The following is a 21170-nucleotide window of genomic DNA, read 5'->3' on the forward strand; positions in this document are numbered from 1 at the left end:
ACCAGATGCCCTCGTTGGGTTCGAGACATAGCTTTAACTGATCAAGACCTTAAAAGAAGTCGGACTTCATTTAAAAGTGCGTAGGAACGCTCCTGAAACAGCGAGCTTAGCAGGCATCGCGTTGAAGCTCAGCCCTTAACTCACGCTTTCGAGCAACAACGGATACAGCGACGCGACCAACAGCAGCGCCATGCCCCAGTTGAAGACACGCAGCCACCGGCGATCCTGCAACAAGTTGCGCAGCAGGCTGCCGCAGACTACCCACAGGCTGACGCTAGGCAGGTTGATCAACGCAAACACCGCCGCGATCACCACCACATTGAAAAAGTAACCTTGCAGAGGCGTATAGGTGCTGATGGCGCCGATGGCCATGATCCAGGCCTTTGGGTTGACCCATTGGAACGCCGCTGCGCCCCAGTAGCTGATCGGCTTGTTCTCCCCCGCGCCACCGTCCGAGACAGGGCCGGAATGGGCGATTTTCCAGGCCAGGTAGATCAAATACGCCGCACCGACGTAGCGCAGCACGGTGTAGAGCAGCGGATATGTCTGGAACACCGCGCCCAGCCCAAGGCCCACCGCCAGGACCAGGGAAAAGAAGCCGCAAGTGATGCCGAGCATGTGCGGGATGGTCCGGTTGAAGCCGAAATTCACACCTGAGGCCAGCAACATGGTGTTGTTGGGGCCGGGCGTTATCGAGGTCACCAGGGCAAACAGGGCGAAGCCCAGCAGCAGGTCAAGCGAGAGGGTCATGGCAGGTCAATCCGTCGGGGCAGTCAGGAGTTGACCCTACCCCACGTCCCGGCGCAAACCCATGGACAGTTAGGTAAAACTTCTGGCGGTACAGTCTCAGCTCGACCGGCCCGGTGCCTGGGCTGTCTGCTCGGCGCTCATCTCGCCGCGCTCGTCGAAGCCGACGTTTTTCTGCGAAGGACCGAGCAATTCGGCTTTCTTCGCATGGTATTCATCAAACGAAAGCCCCCGGCGATTCAAGGCTTCGAGGGCCAGCTCACGGGATTCCTCGGCGGTGTAAGGACGCAGCTCCGGGGACGACGAAGCGCAACCGCTCAATACGGTGACAGTCAACAGCAACAAGACAGCAAGGATACGATTCATGGCGGATGTCCGATGTTCAGTAGGGCGATGAACAAAGGCTACCCGCCGGCACTTGGCGGCAGAAATCAACGCTTTTGATAATGGGTATCGCCCTCTCGGATCTCCCGTTGCGCTTGGTTGACCAACGGGCAATGCAACGCATCGTCCAGGCTGCGCTCGATGTTGCGCAGCACCTGGAACGAGCCAAACGTCACCGCTTTGGACCGATGCGCCTGGATGAACTGCCAGAAACTTTCCTCACCATTCTCAACGCTGCGGAACGCGGCTTCACCCGCCTCGCGGGTTTGCCATTGCAGGTAGTTAAGCACCCGACGCCCGTCCTCGCTAACCTGGATACTGGCATTGAGGAAACCCGAATGATCACGAGCCAGGCGCTCGGTCTGCGCTGACAGGGCGTTGACCAGCGTCTGCTGCCACTGAGGCTCGATGTCGAACTCGATCAACTGCGTGAAGCTGCGATAACCACTTGGCGATTGCATGAAAAGTCCCCCGTTCAGGTAAGGCGGATCTTGCGATCCAAAGGCCTGCAGGGTAAAACCTCCAGTTAAGTCAAGGTCAAGCGGTGATTCAGGTGACGACGTCCATCAACATTCACAAGGAACTGACCGTCGGCCAAGTCGCCGCCCGCAGCGGCGTGGCGGTCACCGCGCTGCACTTCTATGAAACCAAGGGCCTGATCAAAAGCACGCGCAACCCGGGCAACCAACGTCGTTACCCCCGGGCCGTCCTGCGGCGCGTGGCGCTGATCAAAGTCGCCCAGCGCCTGGGCATTCCCCTCGCGGAAATTGGCGAGGCGCTGAAAAACCTGCCGGACAACCGTGCGCCCACGGCGGCCGACTGGAAGACCCTGTCAGCGCAGTGGAGCCGGAACCTGGATGACCGGATCAACCAACTGATCGCATTGCGAGACCGGCTCGACGGTTGCATCGGCTGCGGTTGCCTGTCGATGGAACATTGTCCGCTGCGCAACCAGGGTGATGTGCTCGGCAAGCGTGGGTCAGGGGCGCATTTGCTGGAACCCTGAGACGTTTGTCGGCCTATGAGTCCCGCCGTGGTTGCGTGGAAGATGCTAGGGGCCGCTGCGCGACCCAGCGGGAGCGAGCTCCCTCGCCACGAGAAGACCGAGCGCCTGTTCGAGAACGCGAAACATTTTCTTTCATCTTCCCTTTCAGGATTCCGGCTGCTCGTTCGTCTTAATTAGATGCAGCAGGCCGCGTCGGCAAAAGCCACGGCCGGCTTTTCCAGGTTTCATGGTGTTGCGAAGCCCGCGACACGAAACCTTTCATCGAATCAAGACGCTCAATCATGTCGAAGAAGTCCCGCTCCAAACTCTGGTTCCTGGTTCACAGCTGGCTGGCGTTGCCCATCTGGTTTTTCGTTCTGATCGTTTGCGTCACCGGTACCCTGGCGGTGGTCAGCCAGGAGATCGTCTGGCTGGTCAATCCGGAAATGCGCGCCAGCAAGCCCGCCGATGATGCGCCGTTGCTCAGCTACGACCAGGTCGTTGCCGCCATCAAGCAAGCCCAGCCCCTGACTCAGGTGCAAAACATTGTGCGTCCGGACGAGTCGCACTTCGCCCTGGAGGTCAAGGTCACCTACCCCGACGGTCGCCCCGACACTGTGTACGTCAACCCCTACAGCGGCGTCATCCAGGGCTCGGCACCGGCCTTCAACTTCAGGGGGTTCACTCGTGCATTGCATGGCTGGTGGCTGGTGCCGTTCACCAACGGCTACAGCTGGGGCTGGTACCTGGTGTCCTTCCTCGGCCTGCCGATGCTCGCGTCGTTGGTGACCGGGCTGGTTGTCTATAAACGTTTCTGGAAAGGATTTTTCAACCCGACCCTGCGTATTCGCCACGGGGCCCGCATTTTCTGGGGCGATTTCCATCGGCTCAGCGGCATCTGGTCGATCTGGTTCATTGCCGTCATCTCCATTACCGGCACCTGGTTCCTGATTGAGGCCACGCTGGCCGATAACGGCATTTCCATCTCCAGTGCTCCGGTCGTCCCGGTGGTGGCCCGGGAAAACGTTCCGCTATCGACGGGTGGTACGCCTCCGCCGCAACTGAACCTGGACCGCGCCATTGAAATTGCCCAGCAGCGGATCCCGGGCCTGGAAGCGAGTTTCGTCAGTCTGCCCGGCAATGCCTACAGCCATCTGGAAGTCGGCGGACGCGGCTGGTATCCGCTGATGTTCCAGACGGCGACCATCAATCCCTACAACGGTGATGTCGACGCTTCCCGATTGTTGTCGGACCGCACGGCGCTGGAGTTCGTGACCGAATCCATGCGCCCGCTGCACACCGGGGATTTCGGTGGCCTCTGGATCAAGCTCATCTGGTGTTTCTTCGGCCTGGTGTTGAGCATGATGGTCCTCAGCGGCCTGCTGATCTGGACCAAACGCACGGCCCTGGCGACCGCCAACGCCCTCAAGCGCAACCAGAAACCTGTGCGGCCAGCCCAAACCACGCCGCAACTGCAGCCTTCGCTGCACCGTGACTCACCGGAGGGCAGCCTGTGAACCCGTCCAATACGACAATATCACCGTCACGCCTGGGCCAGTTCTGGCATAAATGGCGCTTCCATATCAACGTGCTGTTGCTGCTGATTCCCCTGGGTTTCATGCCCAAGTACTTGTCGGAGGCCGCGTTGTTCCGGGGCGACGGCGGGCTTGGCGAGCGGGAAGTCGGCGAAGTCCAGGTGGGCCCCTGGAGCTTGCGTTTAGCGGAATTTCGCAACGAAGCGCCACGGACCCAGGGCCCCGCCGGACCGATGAAACACTTCAACGCCGCCCTGTGCCAGCGCTGCATCAGCGAGGTTAAAGCCACCTATCTGCGTATCGGCAAGCCCCGCAGCCTGCGGGCCGCCGGGGTGATTTTCTTCGGCTCGCCCTATCGCATGGGCGCCTTGTTGCCGGTGCCGAAAAAGACCCAGCCAGACGCCGAACTGTGGATCACCCTCGAAGGCTGGGACGGCTCGATGCATCAAGCTTCCATCCCCCTGAGCCAGGCCTCGCCGGCCACCGTCGCCTGGTTGCAATCCCAAGGAGCCCGACCATGAACCTCCGCGCCTCTTTCAACAGCCTGGCGCTGCTGCTCTGCGCAGGCTTGAGCACCAGCGCCCTGGCCCACAATCCAATGTGCGAATGCAAGGCTATCGACGCTGAACAGATCCAGTGTACTGGCGGTTTTTCCGACGGCAGCGGCGCCCCCGGAGTGACGCTGGACGTGATCGGCTACGACGAAACCATCCTTGTCCCCGGCAAGCTCGGCGCCGACTCGACGTTGACCTTCAAGAAACCCAACGCCGAGTTCTACGTACTTTTTGACGCCGGCCCCGGCCACGTCGTGGAAATCGACCAAGCCGACATCGAGGCCCCATGAGCGCACCCACCACCCAGGTCATCCGCCCCGCCGGTGCCGGCCACGAAACCCTGTATGTATTGTTGCTGTGCCTGATTATCCTGCTGGGCGCCGGTTCGGTCGTGGCCTGGCATGGCGAAACCCGAGATGTTGCCCACCTGGACGCCCATCAGCTGGACGCACGCCGCGACCTCAGCGCCGCCGAGCAAGGCATTTATGCCGATCTGCGGGTGACACTGGATGAGATCCGGATCCTGCGCGAGAGCGAGCCGGCCCTCCCCGGCCCGCAAGCCCTGGCCGATGAAGGCTTCGCCCCGTTCGCCCAGGACGCCAGTTCCGTCAGCCGCGGCGGCCACGCCTGGCAATTGCTGAAGGCGCGAGCCTACTTCGGCGCGAGCGCCAATCCGTCCGTCGCAGGCTCCTTTCTGATGCGCATCAGCGAAGTGCCCGATGCGTCCCCGGACATCTGGCTCAACCGCGGCAATCCTCCAACCACCCCTACCACGTTGGACGACGCCGCTTTGTCCGCCGCCGGCTGGCAACAGATCGTCGCGCAATTCGACGCTGGCGTAACCCGCCAGCATCGGCATTGACCCCACGCCTTCACTCCAGAGAAGACCGCTTGCCCATGTCTATTGCACCTTCACGCCGCCCCTTGCTGCGCCTGCTGCTGATCGGCCTGCTCGCCTGCCTGTTCACTCCAATGGCCAGCGCCGAAACGGCCAAGCGCCTGCGCATCGGCATCACCCTGCACCCTTATTACAGCTACGTGGCCAACATCGTCGGCGACAAGGCCGAGGTGGTGCCGTTGATCCCGGCCGGCTTCAACCCTCACGCCTATGAACCCCGCGCCGAGGACATCAAGCGCATCGGCGGGCTCGATGTGATCGTGCTCAACGGCGTGGGTCACGACGATTTCGCCGACCGCATGATCGCCGCCAGCGAAACCCCGGACGTGAAGGTGATCGAGGCCAACGAGAACGTCCCCTTGCTCGCCGCCACCGGAACCGCGGCGCGGGGCGCGGGCAAAGTCGTCAATCCGCATACGTTCCTGTCCATCAGCGCCTCCATTGCCCAGGTCAACAACATCGCCCGGGAACTGGGCAAGCTCGACCCGGACAACGCCAAGACCTACACGCAGAACGCCCGGGCCTACGGCAAGCGCCTGCGGCAGATGCGCGCCGCCGCCCTGGCCAAGCTGACCCAGGCGCCGAACGCCGAGCTGCGGGTCGCCACGGTACATGCCGCCTACGATTACCTGCTGCGCGAATTCGGCCTGGAAGTGACTGCCGTGGTCGAGCCGGCCCACGGCATCGAGCCAAGCCCCAGCCAGTTGAAAAAGACCATCGACCAGCTGCGTGAGCTGGACGTGAAGGTGATCTTCTCGGAGATGGATTTCCCATCCACCTACGTCGACACCATCCAGCGTGAATCGGGGGTGAAGCTGTACCCGCTGTCGCACATTTCCTACGGCGACTACAGCGCCGAGAAATACGAAAAGGAAATGACCGGCAACCTCGACACCGTGGTACGGGCGATCCAGGAGTCCGGCGCATGACGGCTCAGGAACCCCTCATCCAGCAACATGTCGGCCCGATGATCGAGTTCGCCGACATCAGCCTGAATCTTGGGCGCACCGCGATTCTCGACAATGTGGCCTTTCAGGTACAAGCCGGCAGCATCCATGCACTGGTCGGCCCCAACGGCGGCGGCAAGAGTTCGCTGATCAAGACCTTGCTTGGACAGATGCCGCACCAGGGGCGCTTGAGCCTGCAATGGCCGGGCGAACCCGGTGTCATCGGCTACGTGCCCCAGGCGCTGGAATTCGACCGGGGCCTGCCCATGACGGTGGACGACTTCATGGCGGCCATGTGTCAGCGGCGTCCCGCCTTCCTCGGTTTGAGCAAGCATTTTGCTGGCGCCATCGGTCAGGCCCTCGAGCGGGTCGGCATGCAGGACAAGCGCAAGCGGCGCATGGGCGCGCTGTCCGGCGGCGAGCGTCAGCGGGTATTGCTGGCCCAGGGATTGATTCCGCCACCGCAACTGCTGGTACTGGATGAACCCATGTCGGCTTTGGACGAGGCCGGCATCCAGGTATTCGAACGCTTGCTGCAGGACTGGCGCCAGGACGGCATTACCGTGCTCTGGATCGAACACGACCTGGAAGCCGTCGGGCGTCTGGCCGATCGCGTCACCGGGCTGAATCGACGGGTGTTGTTCGACGGCCCGCCGCGCCAGACCTTGACCCCGGAACGGCTGCTGACGTTGTTTTCGACCCATCCACGTGCCAACGGGAGCGCCGCCTGATGAGTTATGAAGCCTTCCGCCTGATGGTCCAGGGTTGGGCCTCCTCCGGTTACCTGCCCGAGGCGCTGGCCTATGGTTTTGTGGTCAACGCCTTGCTGGCCGGGCTGTTGATCGGCCCGGTGCTGGGCGGCCTCGGCACGCTGGTGGTGGTCAAGCGCTTTGCGTTTTTCTCCGAAGCGGTGGGCCATGCCGCCTTGACCGGCGTGGCCGTCGGCATCCTGCTCGGCGAACCCTACACTGGGCCATACGGTAGTCTGTTCGGCTACTGCCTGCTGTTCGGCATCCTGCTCAATTACCTGCGCAACCGCACCGGCCTGGCCCCGGATACGTTGATCGGCGTCTTCCTCTCGGTGTCCCTGGCCCTGGGCGCGAGCCTGCTGCTGATCCTGGCGGGCAAGATCAATGTGCACATCCTGGAAAACGTGCTGTTCGGCTCAGTGCTGACGGTCAACGGCAATGATCTCGCGGTGCTGGCGGTGGTCGGTTCGCTGGTGATGGCGCTGGCGCTGCCGCTGTACAACCGGATCATGCTTGCCAGCTTCAACCCGCAGCTGGCGGCGGTACGCGGGGTGGCGGTCAAGACGCTGGACTATCTGTTCGTGGTCCTGGTGACGCTGATCACTGTGGCGGCGGTGAAAGTCATCGGCGCGATCCTGGTGGGTGCGTTGCTGGTGATTCCGGCCGCGGCCGCACGTTTGCTCAGCCAATCGTTGAAAGGTTTTTTCTGGTGTTCGGTGCTGATCGCGACCGTCAGCACTTTATGCGGGATCCTGGCGCCGATCGTTTTCGACCTGCCGATCCCGTCCGGTGCCGCGATTATTCTTGTGGCCGGCATCGCCTTCGCCCTGAGCGCCATCGCCCGTGGCGTCGTCCCCCATCTGAAAGGGAATCTTGGATAAATGGTTTTTTCATTACGACAATTGGTCTGGGCTCTCGCCCTCGGCGGCGCAGTGATTACCTCGTCGATGGCCGCCGAAAAGACCCAACTATTGGCCTCGCTGCCCGTCACCTACGGATTGGGCGAGGCCTTGCTCAAGGGCACCGACGTCAGCCTGGCCCGGGCCGCTCCGGACAATCTTCCCGGCACCCGGCAAAGCGCCTATTTCAATGGCCGTGGCGCCCCGGCCCTGAGCAAGCTGGCCGGCGAGGCCGACGCGGTGATCGGGCTGCGTTCGCTCTGGCCGGACGATCCGCTGTACCCCATGGCCCGACGCAGCAATATCCGTATCGTTGAAATCGACGCTGCTCGCCCGGTGGATGGCGCCCTGCCCGGCATCGCCATACAACCGGGCATGACCGACGGCCTGGCGAGCCAGCCGTGGATGGCCAGCCACAATCTGGGGCGGATGGCCGACGTGATCGCTGCTGATCTGGTGCGCCTCGTCCCGGCGAACAAACCGAAAATCGATGCCAACCTGGCGGCACTCAAGCAGCGCCTGCTCAAGCTCAGCGCCGACAGTGAAAAGCGCCTCGCCAGCGCTGACAACCTGAGCGTGGTCAGCCTGAGCGAGCACTTCGGTTACTTGATCAGTGGCTTGAACCTGGATGGCATCAACACTGATGCCCGCCCCGACGCCGAGTGGACAGCCGAAGCCCTGAAGCAGCTGACAGCCACGCTCAAGGAGAACGACGTCGCGCTGGTGCTGCATCACCGACAGCCGCCGGAAGCTGTGAAAGCGGCCATCGTCGAAGGCGGTAGCCAACTGCTGGTGCTGAGCAGCGACGGTGCCGATCCGGTGGCGGAACTGGAAAACAACGTGGGGCTGGTCGTCACCGCACTGACGAAAGGCTGACAGCCATCCCCTGTGGGAGCGAGCCTGCTCGCGAAGGCGCCGACACATCCACCATCAATGCCAACTGACACACCGCTTTCGCGAGCAGGCTCGCTCCCACATTTTGATTGAGGGCGGACCTGGATTCCGGGCCCACTGGGTATCCCCTGTGGGAGCGAGCCTGCTCGCGAAGGCGCCGGCACATCCACCATCAATACCAACTGACACACCGCTTTCGCGAGCAGGCTCGCTCCCACATTTTGATTGAGGGCGGACCTGGATTCCGGGCCCGCTGGAAATCCCCTGTGGGAGCGAGCCTGCTCGCGAAGGCGCCGGCACATCCAACATCAATGCCAGTTGACACACCGCTTTCGCGAGCAGGCTCGCTCCCACATTTTGATTGAGGACGGCCCCAGGATTCCGGGCCCACTGGGCATCCCTTGTGGGAGCGAGCCTGCTCGCGAAGGCGCCGGCGCATCCACCATCAATACCAACTGACACACCGCTTTCGCGAGCAGGCTCGCTCCCACATTTTGATTGAGGACGGCCCCAAGATTCCGGGCCCGCTGGAAATCCCCTGTGGGAGCGAGCCTGCTCGCGAAGGCGTCGACACATCCACCATCAATGCCAACTGACACACCGCTTTCGCGAGCAGGCTCGCTCCCACATTTTGATTGAGGGCGGACCTGGATTCCGGGCCCGCTGGAAATCCCCTGTGGGAGCGAGCCTGCTCGCGAAGGCGCCGGCACATCCAACATCAATGCCAGTTGACACACCGCTTTCGCGAGCAGGCTCGCTCCCACAGGTTTTGTGTTATTTCTCAAGCAACGAGTTAGAACACATCCCCCGGCACCCGCACAAACCCTTCCATCAACACCCGCGCGCTGCGGCTCATCATGGCTTTTTTCACGGTCCATTCGCCATTGACTACGCTCGCCTCGGCGCCGACGCGCAAGGTGCCGGACGGGTGACCGAAGCGCACCGCGTTGCGTTCGACGCCACCGGCCGCGAGGTTGACCAGGGTGCCGGAAATCGCCGCGGCGGTGCCGATAGCGACAGCGGCGGTGCCCATCATGGCGTGGTGCAGCTTGCCCATGGACAACGCCCGAACCAGCAAGTCGACGTCACCCGCCGCCACGGTTTTACCGCTGGATGAAAGGTAATCCGCCGGCGGCGCGACGAACGCGACTTTCGGCGTGTGCTGGCGCTGGGCAGCTTCGTCCAGGTGCTTGATCAGGCCCATGCGCAACGCGCCATGGGCACGAATCGTTTCAAACATCGCCAGCGCCTTGGGATCGCCGTTGATGGCGCCCTGCAATTCGGTGCCGGTGTAACCGACATCCCGGGCGTTGACGAATATCGTCGGAATGCCTGCGTTGATCAGCGTCGCCTTGAGCTTGCCGACACCGGGCACTTCCAGGTCGTCCACCAGGTTGCCGGTAGGAAACATCGAACCACCGCCGCCCTCTTCCTCGGCCGCCGGGTCCATGAACTCCAGCTGCACTTCAGCGGCCGGAAAGGTCACGCCGTCGAGTTCGAAGTCACCGGTTTCCTGCACCGCGCCGTCGGTGATCGGTATATGGGCGATGATCGTCTTGCCGATGTTCGCCTGCCAGATCCGCACCACGGCCATACCGTTCTGCGGGATACGGCTGGCATCCACCAGACCGCTCCCGATGGCAAACGCCCCCACCGCCGCCGACAGGTTGCCGCAGTTGCCGCTCCAGTCCACGAACGGCTTGTCGATGGACACCTGGCCGAACAGGTAATCGACGTCGTGATCGGCCCGGGTGCTCTTGGACAGGATCACGGTCTTGCTGGTGCTGGACGTCGCACCGCCCATGCCATCGATCTGCTTTTCGTACGGATCGGGGCTACCGATCACCCGCAGCAGCAGCGCATCCCGGGCCGGGCCGGGAACGCGCGCCGCTTCGGGCAGGTCTTGCAGGCTGAAGAACACGCCTTTGCTGGTGCCGCCACGCATATAGGTCGCGGGGATCTTGATTTGAGGCGAGTGAGCCATGTGCTCCAACTCCTGAAAAAAAGGGTGGCCAGAAAACCGGCCACCCGAGCGATTTAAACGGCAATCGCCGATTCAAGGAAATCCTGGGCGAAGCGTTGCAGCACGCCCCCGGCTTCATAGATCGACACTTCCTCGGCGGTATCGAGGCGGCAGGTCACCGGCACTTCGACGCGTTCAGCATTTTTGCGCGTGATGACCAGGGTCAGCGTCGCCCGCGGGGTGCGCTCGCCGATCACGTCATAGACTTCGCTGCCGTCGATGCCAAGCGTCTTGCGATCCGTGCCGGGTTTGAACTCCAGCGGCAACACGCCCATGCCCACCAGGTTGGTGCGGTGGATGCGCTCGAAACCTTCGGCGACGATCGCCTCGACACCGGCCAGGCGCACGCCCTTGGCAGCCCAGTCCCGGGACGAACCCTGGCCGTAGTCGGCGCCGGCGATGATGATCAGCGGCTGCTTGCGTTCCATGTAGGTTTCGATGGCTTCCCACATGCGCATGACCTTGCCTTCCGGTTCGACCCGAGCCAGGGAGCCCTGCTTGACCTTGCCGTCCTCAACGACCATTTCGTTGAACAGTTTCGGATTGGCGAAGGTTGCGCGCTGGGCGGTCAGGTGATCGCCGCGGTGGGTCGCGTAGGAGTTGAAGTCTTCTTCCGGCAGGCCCATTTTCGCCAGGTATTCACCCGCGGCACTGTCGAGCATGATGGCGTTGGACGGCGACAGGTGATCGGTGGTGATGTTGTCCGGCAGCACCGCCAGCGGACGCATGCCCTTGAGCGGCCGCGCACCGGCCAATGCGCCTTCCCAATATGGCGGACGCCGGATATAGGTGCTTTGCGGGCGCCAGTCGTACAGCGGGGTCATTTTCGGCCCGGTGTCTTCCTGGATGGCGAACATCGGGATGTACACCTGGCGGAACTGCTCGGGTTTCACCGAAGCCTTGACCACCGCGTCGATTTCCTCGTCGCTCGGCCAGATGTCCTTGAGGCGGATTTCCTGACCGTCCACCACACCCAACACATCCTTCTCGATGTCGAAACGGATGGTCCCGGCGATGGCATAAGCCACCACCAATGGCGGCGACGCCAGGAACGCCTGCTTGGCGTACGGGTGAATACGCCCGTCGAAGTTGCGGTTACCCGACAAGACGGCGGTGGCGTACAGGTCACGGTCGATGATTTCCTGCTGGATCACCGGGTCCAGCGCGCCGGACATGCCGTTGCAAGTAGTACAGGCGAACGCGACCACGCCAAAACCCAGTTGCTCAAGTTCAGACGTCAGGCCCGCTTCATCCAGGTACAACGCGACGGTTTTCGAGCCTGGTGCGAGGGATGACTTGACCCACGGCTTGCGCGCCAGGCCCAGGCGATTGGCGTTGCGCGCCAGCAAACCGGCGGCGATCACGTTGCGCGGATTGCTGGTGTTGGTGCAACTGGTGATCGCCGCGATGATCACCGCGCCGTCGGGCATTTGCCCGGGCACATCGTCCCATTGGCCAGAAATGCCTTTGGCAGCCAGATCGGACACCGCGACACGGGCGTGCGGGTTGCTCGGACCGGCCATGTTGCGCACCACCGAGGACAGGTCGAAGGTCAGACCGCGCTCATATAACGCGCCTTCCAGGCTGTCGGCCCAGAGGCCGGTGGTCTTGGCGTAATGTTCGACCAACTGCACTTGCTGGTCTTCGCGGCCGGTGAGTTTCAGGTAATCGATCGTTTGCTGATCGATATGGAACATCGCTGCCGTGGCGCCGTATTCCGGGGCCATGTTGGAGATCGTCGCGCGATCCCCCAGGGTCAGGGCGCGGGCGCCTTCGCCGAAGAACTCCAGCCAGGCCCCGACGACTTTCTGCTTGCGCAGGAATTCGGTCAGCGCCAGCACCATGTCGGTGGCAGTGATGCCCGGTTGCAACTTGCCGGTCAGCTCGACGCCGATGATTTCCGGCAGGCGCATCCACGAGGCGCGACCGAGCATGACGCTTTCGGCTTCCAGGCCACCGACGCCGATGGCGATCACGCCCAGGGCATCGACGTGAGGCGTGTGGCTGTCGGTGCCTACGCAAGTGTCGGGGAACGCCACGCCGTCACGCTGCTGGATGACGGGAGACATTTTCTCCAGGTTGATCTGGTGCATGATCCCGTTGCCCGGCGGGATCACGTCGACGTTCTTGAAGGCCTTTTTGGTCCAGTTGATGAAGTGGAAGCGGTCTTCGTTGCGGCGGTCTTCGATGGCGCGGTTCTTGGCGAACGCCTGCGGATCAAAACCGGCGCTCTCTACCGCCAACGAGTGGTCGACGATCAGTTGGGTCGGCACCACCGGATTGACCTGCGCCGGGTCGCCGCCTTGCAGGGCGATGGCGTCGCGCAGTCCGGCCAGGTCGACCAATGCGGTCTGGCCGAGGATGTCATGGCAGACCACGCGTGCCGGGAACCAAGGGAAGTCCAGGTCGCGCTTACGCTCGATCAGTTGCAGCAGCGATTCGCGCAGCGTCGCCGGATCGCAGCGGCGCACGAGGTTTTCCGCCAGCACGCGGGAGGTGTACGGCAGGCCATCGTAGGCGCCAGGCCGAATGCCATCCACGGCCGCGCGAACGTCAAAATAATCCAGCGAAGTGCCGGGCAGCGGTTTGCGAAATTCTGTGTTCATCGTCAGGACTCGGGTCACGGTGGTTTCAGGAGGGTGGCCGGCCTTGAAACACCCCCGACCCCTGTGGGAGCGAGCTTGCTCGCGATAGCGGTGTATCCGTCGACATCGATGTTGAATGTCAGTGCGCAATCGCGAGCAAGCTCGCTCCCACAGGGTTTCGGGGTGATCCAGTACCTGCGGCTAACCCTCCAGCTCAGCGTTGTTCGATTGGCACGAACTTGCGCTGTTCGACGCCGGTGTATTCGGCGCTAGGTCGGATGATGCGGTTGTTGGCGCGTTGTTCGAACACATGGGCGGCCCAGCCGGTCAGGCGCGAGCAGACGAAGATCGGCGTGAACAGCTTGGTCGGGATGCCCATGAAGTGGTACGCCGAGGCATGGTAGAAATCGGCGTTGGGGAACAGTTTCTTCTGCTCCCACATGGTCTTGTCGATAGCTTCGGAAACCGGGAACAGCACCGTGTCGCCGACTTCATCGGCGAGCTTTTTCGACCAGCCCTTGATCACCTCGTTGCGCGGGTCGTTGTCCTTATAGATGGCATGGCCGAAGCCCATGATCTTGTCCTTGCGCGCGAGCATGCCGAGGGTGCCCTCGATGGCTTCTTGCGGCGAGCTGAAGCGCTCGATCATTTCCATCGCCGCCTCGTTGGCGCCGCCGTGCAACGGGCCGCGCAGCGAGCCGATGGCAGCGGTGATGCAGGAGAACAGGTCGGACAATGTCGAAGCACAAACCCGCGCGGTAAAGGTCGAGGCGTTGAACTCATGCTCGGCGTAGAGGATCAGCGATACGTTCATCACCTTGACGTGCAGCTCGCTCGGCTTTTTGCCGTGCAGCAGATGCAGGAAGTGGCCGCCAATGGAGACTTCGTCGGTTACGCATTCGATGCGCTGGCCTTCGTGGCTGAAGCGATACCAGTAGCACATGATCGCCGGGAACGCGGCCAGTAGACGATCGGTCTTGTCGTGCTGCTGGGAGAAATCCTGCTCGGGCTCCAGGTTGCCGAGGAACGAGCAGCCCGTGCGCATCACATCCATCGGATGGGCGTCGGCGGGAATGCGTTCCAGCACTTCTTTCAAGGCTTGGGGCAGGTCGCGCAACTGGCGCAGTTTGCCCGTGTAAGCGTCCAACTGAGCCTGGGTCGGCAGCTCGCCGTACAGCAGCAAGTAGGCCACCTCTTCGAATTGCGCGTCAGCCGCCAGGTCGCGAACGTCGTAGCCGCGATAGGTCAGCCCGGCGCCTGACTGGCCCACGGTGGACAAGGCGGTTTGTCCGGCCACCTGGCCACGGAGCCCGGCGCCACTGAGTACTTTTGCTTCGGCCATGTTGCTGTCTCCATTTTCTTGGATTTGTAGGGAGTCGCGCCTTACTTTTTCGCGGCGAACAACGCGTCGAGCTTCTGCTCGAAGGTGTGGTAGTCGATGCGATCGTAAAGCTCCATGCGGGTCTGCATGGTGTCGATGACGTTCTGCTGGGTGCCATCGCGACGGATGGCGGTGTAGACATTTTCGGCGGCCTTGTTCATCGCACGGAACGCCGACAGCGGGTACAGCACCAGGGAAACGTCGGCCCCGGCGAGTTGTTCGGTGGTGTAGAGCGGGGTCGCGCCGAATTCGGTGATGTTGGCCAGGATCGGCGCTTTCACGCGGCTGGCGAACAGCTTGTACATGTCGAGTTCAGTGATCGCTTCCGGGAAGATCATGTCGGCACCGGCTTCGATGCACGCGGCGGCGCGATCCAGGGCCGACTCCAGGCCTTCCACTGCCAACGCATCGGTACGCGCCATGATCACAAAACTGTCATCGGTACGGGCGTCGACGGCAGCCTTGATGCGATCGACCATCTCTTGTTGCGAGACGATTTCCTTGTTCGGCCGATGGCCGCAACGCTTGGCGCCGACCTGGTCCTCGATGTGAATCGCCGCCGCGCCGAACTTGCTCATCGACTTGACCGTGCGCGCCACGTTGAACGCCGAGGAGCCGAAGCCGGTGTCCACGTCCACCAGCAGCGGCAGGTCGCACACGTCGGTGATGCGGCGCACATCGGTGAGCACGTCATCCAGGCCGGTGATGCCCAGGTCCGGCACGCCGAGGGAACCGGCCGCCACGCCGCCACCCGACAGGTAGATCGCCTTGAAGCCGGCGCGCTTGGCCAGCAGCGCATGGTTGGCGTTGATGGTGCCGACCACTTGCAATGGATGCTCGGCGGCGACCGCATCGCGAAAACGCTGGCCTGGCGTGCTCTTGCTGGAACTCATGACTCACCTCGTTGAGTGGCGGCGCTGTCCTGGAAATGACGCGCAATGTTGCGTTTGGAGGCGCCGATGTGCCGGCGCATCAATAATTCGGCCAGTTCGCCGTCACGGTCGGCGATGGCGTCGAGAATCCGGTGGTGCTCGGCAAAAGCCTGGCGCGGACGGTTCGGCGTGGTGGAAAACTGGATGCGGTACATACGCACCAGTTGATACAGCTCGCCGCAGAGCATTTGGGTGAGGGTGCGATTGCCGCTGCCCTGGATGATCCGGTAGTGGAAGTCGAAATCGCCTTCCTGCTGGTAATAACCGACGCCGGCCTGGAACGCCGCATCGCGCTCGTGGGTTTCTAGCACCCGACGCAGTTCGTCGATTTCTTCCTGGGTCATGCGCTCCGCCGCAAGGCGACAGGCCATGCCCTCCAGGGATTCGCGAATTTCGTAGAGTTCCAGCAGCTCGGCATGGCTCAGCGAGACCACCCGCGCGCCAACATGGGGAATGCGCACCAGCAGCCGCTGGCCTTCCAGGCGATGGATCGCCTCGCGCAGCGGCCCGCGACTGATGCCGTAGGTGCGGGCCAGCTCGGGCTCGGAGATCTTGCTGCCGGGGGCAATTTCACCCTTGACGATGGCGGCCTGGATACGCCGGAAGACGTTCTCGGACAGCGTCTCGGCATCTTCCTGGACGAGGACCGGCGTTTCGAGCTGATCGAGCATATTGTCGACACCTTTAAAATCAATACGGCAAAAACTACCCTTCGACACCCTTAACGTCAAAACAAAAATATGGATTGTCGACAATCGTCTAATAACGGTCCCAGACATAACCCCTCGTTTCGAAGTGTCGTAGCCTCCGGCCAGCGGTGGCGTCAGAAAACCACCGTGCTAGAATGCCGCCGCAATTGCCGCTCTCCCTATATAGAGAAGGCAACCTAGGGAGCTTGTGCAGTAATGCCAGGGCCTGAACCGAAAAACGGAACGCTGCGCACCAGGATCTATGACACTCAAGCCCTTATCTGCCGCCCTATGCTTTATCTGCCTGCCAGGGATTGCCGCGGCGGGTGAAAAAACCGTGTACGGCCTCAACGAATATGCAGCCCTGCAGGGCATTGACCTGGAGGTCGCGGCCAAGCTCGACACCGGTGCCAAGACCGCCTCCCTCAGCGCCCGTGACATCAAGCGTTTCAAGCGCAACGGCGAATCCTGGGTGCGTTTCTACCTGGCCATCGACGCGGCCCATTCGCACCCCATCGAACGCCCGCTGGCCCGGGTCAGCAAGATCAAGCGCCGCGCCGGTGACTACGACCCGGAAGAAGGCAAGAAATACACGGCCCGGCCGGTCATCGAACTGGATATCTGCATGGGCTCGGCCCTGCGCAGCATCGAAGTGAACCTGACCGACCGTAGCGCCTTCCAATACCCGTTGCTGATCGGCTCCGAAGCGCTCAAGCGTTTCGACGCGCTGGTCGACCCCAGTCTCAAATACGCTGCCGGCAAACCCGCCTGCGCCAATGCCGCTCATACCGCAGAGTAATTCCAATGCGCTCCCTTACCCTCCATCTGAAAATGCTGATCGCCATCCTGGTGGTGCTGGGCCTGTCAGTGACGGCCTATCAGATTTTCGTGCTCGGCATCCCGGTGACCGAAGACGCCACCGATGACCTGTGGAATATCGATGCCAAGGTCGAGTTCGTGCCCAACGCCAAGGACCCGGTGAAGATCCAGATGTTCGTGCCGCCCCTGAGCCGCGATTACGTCAGCCTCAACGAGAGCTTCATCTCCAACAATTACGGCGTAGCGGTGAACCGCGTCGACGGCAACCGCAAGGTGACGTGGTCGGCCCGGCGCGCCAAGGGCAACCAGACCCTTTATTACCGCCTGGTGCTGACCAAGCGCTACAGCGCCGAGAAAACCAAGGTCAAGGGCCCGACCTTCCGCGACAGCATCGCCGTCGAAGGGCCGGAAAAACTCGCCGCCGAAGCGCTGCTGGCACCGATCCGCCAGCATTCGGCCGACGTCGAAACGTTCATCAGCGAAGCCATCAAGCGGGTCAACAACCTCAACGACGACAACGTCAAGCTGTTGCTGGCCGGCGACCCGTCTTCGAGCAACAAGGCCAGAATCGTCGAACTGGTACTGTCCATTGCCCACGTGCCGGTCGAGAAGGTCCACACCATCCGCCTGGTGGCCGACCAGCCGCAGACGCCCGAGCTTTGGCTGCGCAGCTTCAACGGCACCGACTGGCTGTACTTCAACCCCGACACCGGCGAGCAAGGCCTGCCCACCGACCGCCTGCTGTGGTGGACCGGCGATGAAAACCTGATCACCGTCGATGGCGGCAAGAAAGCCACCGTCACGTTCAGCATGAACAACAGCGAAATGAACGCCATTCGCCTGGCCAAGCTGACGGACGAGAACACCGACGCCAACTTCCTCGAATACTCGCTCTACGGCCTGCCGCTGCAAACCCAGCAGACCTTCATGATCATGGTGATGATCCCGATCGGCGTGCTGGTGATCCTGGTGTTGCGCAACCTGATCGGCCTGCAGACCCTCGGGACGTTCACCCCGGTGCTGATCGCCCTGGCCTTCCGCGAAACCCAACTGGGCTTCGGCATCATCCTGTTCACGGTGATCACTACTCTGGGCCTGTCGCTGCGTTCCTACCTGGAGCATCTCAAGCTGCAAATGCTGCCGAGGCTTTCGGTGGTGCTGACGTTCGTGGTGGTGCTGATCGCCGCCATCAGCCTGTTCAGCCATAAGCTGGGCCTGGAGCGTGGCCTGTCGGTGGCATTGTTCCCAATGGTGATCCTGACCATGACCATCGAACGCCTGTCCATCACCTGGGAAGAGCGCGGCGCCGGCCATGCGATGAAAGTCGCCATCGGCACCCTGTTCGCCGCATCCCTGGCGCACCTGATCATGAGCGTGCCGGAGCTGGTGTACTTCGTGTTCACGTTCCCGGCGATCCTGCTGATCCTGGTGGGTTTCATGCTGGCCATGGGTCGTTATCGCGGCTACCGCCTGACCGAGCTGGTGCGGTTCAAGGCTTTCGTCAAGGCTGATTCCTGATGTTCGGCCTCTGGAAGACCTGGAAGGCCCTGGAAGCACGGGGCATCATGGGCATCAACCGGCGTAATGCCGATTATGTGCTCAAGTACAACAAGCGCAGCCTTTACCCGATCGTCGATGACAAGATCATCACCAAGGAACGGGCTATCGCGGCCGGCATTCACGTGCCGGAGCTGTACGGGGTGATCTCCACCGAGAAGGAAATCGACAAGCTCGACGGGATCATCGGCGGACGCACCGACTTCGTTATCAAGCCGGCCCAGGGCGCCGGCGGTGACGGCATCATCGTTATTGCCGACCGCTTCGAGGGCCGCTATCGAACCGTGTCCGGGAAGATCATCAGCCACGAGGAAATCGAGCACCACATCTCCAGCATCCTCACCGGCCTGTACTCCCTCGGCGGGCACCGTGACCGGGCGCTGATCGAGTACCGCGTGACCCCGGACCAGATCTTCAAGAGCATCAGCTACGAAGGCGTACCGGATATCCGCATCATCGTGCTGATGGGCTATCCGGTGATGGCCATGCTGCGCTTGCCGACCCGCCAGTCCGGCGGCAAGGCCAACCTGCACCAGGGCGCCATCGGCGTCGGCGTCGACCTCGCCACCGGCCTGACCTTGCGCGGTACCTGGCTGAACAACATCATCACCAAGCACCCCGACACCACCAACGCGGTGGATGGCGTGCAACTGCCCTATTGGGACGGCTTCATGAAACTGGCCGCCGGTTGTTATGAACTGTGCGGGCTGGGCTACATCGGCGTCGACATGGTGCTGGACCAGGAAAAAGGCCCGTTGATCCTGGAACTGAACGCCCGCCCAGGGCTGAACATCCAGATCGCCAACGACTGCGGCCTGACCCTGCGCACCCACGCCGTGGAAGCACGCCTAGAAGAGCTCAAGGCCAGGGGCGTCACCGAAACCGTGGAAGAGCGGGTGGCGTTTGCCCAGGAATTGTTCGGGCATATTCCGCCGGTTGAGGGGTGAGGCTGAGGTTTGAAGGGGGAAGAAAGTCGAGGGTCAAAAGTTGAACCCTGTGGCTAGGGAGCTTGCTCCCTCGCCACAGGGTTCCATGCGCCTTCAGATGTTCAATACCGACATCCCCCTAGGAGCAAATCCTACAGGGGATTACAATCGCCACCCCGCCTGAACGGCCGACCCGCCCCGCCCATGCCAACCTGCTTCGTACACCCTCTGCCCTACCGCGCCAACCCCGCCGAGTATTTCGCGGCGATCCGTCATGCCCCCGGCAGCGTGCTGCTCGACAGTGGCCGGCCGAGCGCCGAGCGCGGGCGTTATGACTTGCTCAGCGCCTGGCCGCTGAAGCAACTGGCGGTATTGCCGGAAGAGAGTGGCAGCGATTTCCTGCAACGTCTTCGGATACAGCTGACGCAACTGGGCCACGCCGAATTACCAGCCACCGTGCAATTGCCCTTCGCCGGTGGCCTGATCGGTTATTTGAGTTACGACTTCGGCCGACGCCTCGAAGCCCTGCCGTCCTGCGCCAAGGACGATCTGCAACTGCCGGACGCGCGTTTTGGCGTGTACGACTGGGCACTGGTCACCGATCACCAGACTCGCACAAGCCAATTGGTCTTCCATCCCCATTGCGGCGAAAACCAACGCCAACGCTTGATCGAGCTGTTCAGTCAGCTAACCTCGGTGCCTCTCTCCTCGTTCAGTCTGGACGGCCCGATGGCGCCCGATCTCGACGCTGAAGCCTATCGACAGGCATTCGAGCGTATCCAGGCGTATATCCAGGCCGGCGACTGTTATCAGGTCAACTTTGCCCAACGCTTTCGCGCGCCGTGCCAGGGCGATGCGTGGGCCGCTTACCAGGCGCTGCGGGCGGCTTGCCCGACGCCGTTTTCCGGCTTCCAGAGCCTGCCGGAGGGCGGTGCGGTGCTGAGCCTGTCGCCCGAACGCTTCGTCCAGGTCAGTGAAGGTCACGTCGAAACCCGTCCGATCAAGGGCACCCGCCCTCGCGGCACGACGCCCGAAGACGACGCGGCCCACGCCGCCGAGCTGCTGGCCAGCCCCAAGGACCGTGCCGAGAACCTGATGATCGTCGACTTGCTGCGCAACGACTTGGGCCGCACCTGCCGCATCGGCTCGGTGCGGGTGCCGGAATTGTTCAGTCTGGAAAGCTACCCGAACGTCCATCACCTGGTCAGCAGCGTGACTGGCGAACTGGCGGACGACAAGGACGCCCTGGACCTGATCGCCGACAGCTTTCCCGGCGGCTCGATCACCGGCGCGCCGAAGATCCGTGCCATGCAGATCATTGACGAGCTCGAACCGACCCGACGCGGTCTGTATTGCGGCTCGTTGCTGTACCTCGATGTGCGCGGGGAGATGGACAGCTCCATCGCCATCCGCAGCTTGCTGGTCAAGGACGGGCAGGTATGTTGCTGGGGTGGCGGCGGGATCGTCGCGGATTCGGATTGGCAGGCGGAGTATCAGGAGTCGATGACCAAGGTGAGGGTGTTGCTGGAAACCTTGCAGAACCTCTGAATAAGGTCCAAGACCTGATACAGGACCTTGTGGGAGCGAGCTTGCTCGCGATTGCAATGGGTCAGCCACTTTTGAGCAAACTGATCCACCGCTATCGCGAGCAAGCTCGCTCCCACAG

The 21170-nt window shown here is 62.3% G+C and carries 21 protein-coding genes; 13 read left to right on the top strand and 8 right to left on the bottom strand.

Going from position 1 to position 21170, the window contains the following annotated elements; translation table 11 throughout:
- Positions 1 to 135: 135 nt before the first annotated feature.
- The 3 genes from J3P94_RS19400 to J3P94_RS19410 form a co-directional block, all read right to left on the bottom strand.
- Positions 136 to 750: a LysE family translocator gene (locus tag J3P94_RS19400; RefSeq protein ID WP_434569284.1), complete on the bottom strand. Its 615-nt coding sequence runs from the start codon at positions 748 to 750 to the stop codon at positions 136 to 138.
- Positions 751 to 846: 96 nt separating this feature from the next.
- On the bottom strand, positions 847 to 1113 hold the full coding sequence (locus J3P94_RS19405; RefSeq protein WP_434569285.1) for a hypothetical protein: 267 nt from the start codon (positions 1111 to 1113) through the stop codon (positions 847 to 849).
- Positions 1114 to 1178: 65 nt separating this feature from the next.
- Positions 1179 to 1592, bottom strand: a complete 414-nt coding sequence (locus tag J3P94_RS19410) for an antibiotic biosynthesis monooxygenase (RefSeq protein WP_434569286.1) — start codon at positions 1590 to 1592, stop codon at positions 1179 to 1181.
- A gap of 92 nt (positions 1593 to 1684) precedes the next feature.
- On the opposite strand from J3P94_RS19410, the gene soxR reads away from it, so the two are divergent.
- The 9 genes from soxR (at position 1685) to J3P94_RS19455 (ending at position 8574) form a co-directional block, all read left to right on the top strand.
- A complete protein-coding gene (soxR, locus tag J3P94_RS19415) occupies positions 1685 to 2137 on the top strand; it encodes a redox-sensitive transcriptional activator SoxR (protein WP_434569287.1) in 453 nt (150 codons plus the stop codon).
- Positions 2138 to 2418: 281 nt separating this feature from the next.
- A complete protein-coding gene (locus J3P94_RS19420; protein WP_434569288.1) occupies positions 2419 to 3633 on the top strand; it encodes a PepSY-associated TM helix domain-containing protein in 1215 nt (404 codons plus the stop codon).
- Positions 3630 to 4172 (top strand): thiamine pyrophosphate-binding protein, encoded by a 543-nt coding sequence (locus tag J3P94_RS19425; protein WP_434569289.1) that lies wholly within the window; start codon positions 3630 to 3632, stop codon positions 4170 to 4172. The genes J3P94_RS19420 and J3P94_RS19425 overlap by 4 nt, the downstream gene beginning before the upstream one ends.
- Complete coding sequence (locus J3P94_RS19430; RefSeq protein WP_434569290.1) at positions 4169 to 4495, top strand: hypothetical protein; 327 nt, start codon at positions 4169 to 4171, stop codon at positions 4493 to 4495. The genes J3P94_RS19425 and J3P94_RS19430 overlap by 4 nt, the downstream gene beginning before the upstream one ends.
- Positions 4492 to 5067: a DUF6162 family protein gene (locus tag J3P94_RS19435; protein ID WP_434569291.1), complete on the top strand. Its 576-nt coding sequence runs from the start codon at positions 4492 to 4494 to the stop codon at positions 5065 to 5067. The genes J3P94_RS19430 and J3P94_RS19435 overlap by 4 nt, the downstream gene beginning before the upstream one ends.
- Before the next feature lie 35 nt (positions 5068 to 5102).
- On the top strand, positions 5103 to 6032 hold the full coding sequence (locus J3P94_RS19440; RefSeq protein ID WP_434569292.1) for a metal ABC transporter substrate-binding protein: 930 nt from the start codon (positions 5103 to 5105) through the stop codon (positions 6030 to 6032).
- On the top strand, positions 6029 to 6781 hold the full coding sequence (locus tag J3P94_RS19445; RefSeq protein ID WP_434569293.1) for a metal ABC transporter ATP-binding protein: 753 nt from the start codon (positions 6029 to 6031) through the stop codon (positions 6779 to 6781). Before J3P94_RS19440 ends, J3P94_RS19445 begins: the two co-directional genes overlap by 4 nt.
- Positions 6781 to 7680, top strand: a complete 900-nt coding sequence (locus tag J3P94_RS19450) for a metal ABC transporter permease (protein ID WP_434569294.1) — start codon at positions 6781 to 6783, stop codon at positions 7678 to 7680. The genes J3P94_RS19445 and J3P94_RS19450 overlap by 1 nt, the downstream gene beginning before the upstream one ends.
- Positions 7681 to 8574 carry a metal ABC transporter solute-binding protein, Zn/Mn family gene (locus tag J3P94_RS19455; RefSeq protein WP_434569295.1) on the top strand — a complete coding sequence of 298 codons (894 nt, stop codon included), beginning with the start codon at positions 7681 to 7683 and terminating at the stop codon, positions 8572 to 8574.
- Between the two features lie 811 nt (positions 8575 to 9385).
- Here the strand turns inward: J3P94_RS19455 and prpF are convergent.
- From prpF to J3P94_RS19480, 5 genes are all read right to left on the bottom strand, one after another.
- Complete coding sequence (gene prpF / locus J3P94_RS19460; RefSeq protein ID WP_434569296.1) at positions 9386 to 10576, bottom strand: 2-methylaconitate cis-trans isomerase PrpF; 1191 nt, start codon at positions 10574 to 10576, stop codon at positions 9386 to 9388.
- 53 nt (positions 10577 to 10629) lie between these two features.
- On the bottom strand, positions 10630 to 13221 hold the full coding sequence (gene acnD / locus J3P94_RS19465) for a Fe/S-dependent 2-methylisocitrate dehydratase AcnD (RefSeq protein ID WP_434569297.1): 2592 nt from the start codon (positions 13219 to 13221) through the stop codon (positions 10630 to 10632).
- A 193-nt stretch (positions 13222 to 13414) separates the two neighbouring features.
- Positions 13415 to 14542 (bottom strand): bifunctional 2-methylcitrate synthase/citrate synthase, encoded by a 1128-nt coding sequence (prpC, locus tag J3P94_RS19470; protein WP_305495984.1) that lies wholly within the window; start codon positions 14540 to 14542, stop codon positions 13415 to 13417.
- A gap of 41 nt (positions 14543 to 14583) precedes the next feature.
- A complete protein-coding gene (gene prpB / locus J3P94_RS19475) occupies positions 14584 to 15474 on the bottom strand; it encodes a methylisocitrate lyase (RefSeq protein WP_434569298.1) in 891 nt (296 codons plus the stop codon).
- A complete protein-coding gene (locus J3P94_RS19480) occupies positions 15471 to 16184 on the bottom strand; it encodes a GntR family transcriptional regulator (RefSeq protein ID WP_434569299.1) in 714 nt (237 codons plus the stop codon). Before J3P94_RS19480 ends, prpB begins: the two co-directional genes overlap by 4 nt.
- A 280-nt stretch (positions 16185 to 16464) precedes the next feature.
- Here J3P94_RS19480 and J3P94_RS19485 point away from each other — a divergent pair, with 280 nt between their 5' ends.
- The 4 genes from J3P94_RS19485 (at position 16465) to pabB (ending at position 21052) form a co-directional block, all read left to right on the top strand.
- Positions 16465 to 17001: an ATP-dependent zinc protease family protein gene (locus J3P94_RS19485; RefSeq protein ID WP_305495987.1), complete on the top strand. Its 537-nt coding sequence runs from the start codon at positions 16465 to 16467 to the stop codon at positions 16999 to 17001.
- A gap of 5 nt (positions 17002 to 17006) precedes the next feature.
- Complete coding sequence (locus tag J3P94_RS19490) at positions 17007 to 18539, top strand: inactive transglutaminase family protein (RefSeq protein WP_039593717.1); 1533 nt, start codon at positions 17007 to 17009, stop codon at positions 18537 to 18539.
- Positions 18539 to 19525, top strand: a complete 987-nt coding sequence (locus tag J3P94_RS19495; protein ID WP_305495988.1) for an alpha-L-glutamate ligase-like protein — start codon at positions 18539 to 18541, stop codon at positions 19523 to 19525. Before J3P94_RS19490 ends, J3P94_RS19495 begins: the two co-directional genes overlap by 1 nt.
- 183 nt (positions 19526 to 19708) lie before the next feature.
- Complete coding sequence (pabB, locus tag J3P94_RS19500; protein WP_434569300.1) at positions 19709 to 21052, top strand: aminodeoxychorismate synthase component I; 1344 nt, start codon at positions 19709 to 19711, stop codon at positions 21050 to 21052.
- Positions 21053 to 21170: the final 118 nt, after the last annotated feature.

Source organism: Pseudomonas sp. Z3-8 (genome assembly GCF_051131975.1).
In the GTDB taxonomy this organism is placed as follows: Bacteria; Pseudomonadota; Gammaproteobacteria; order Pseudomonadales; family Pseudomonadaceae; genus Aquipseudomonas.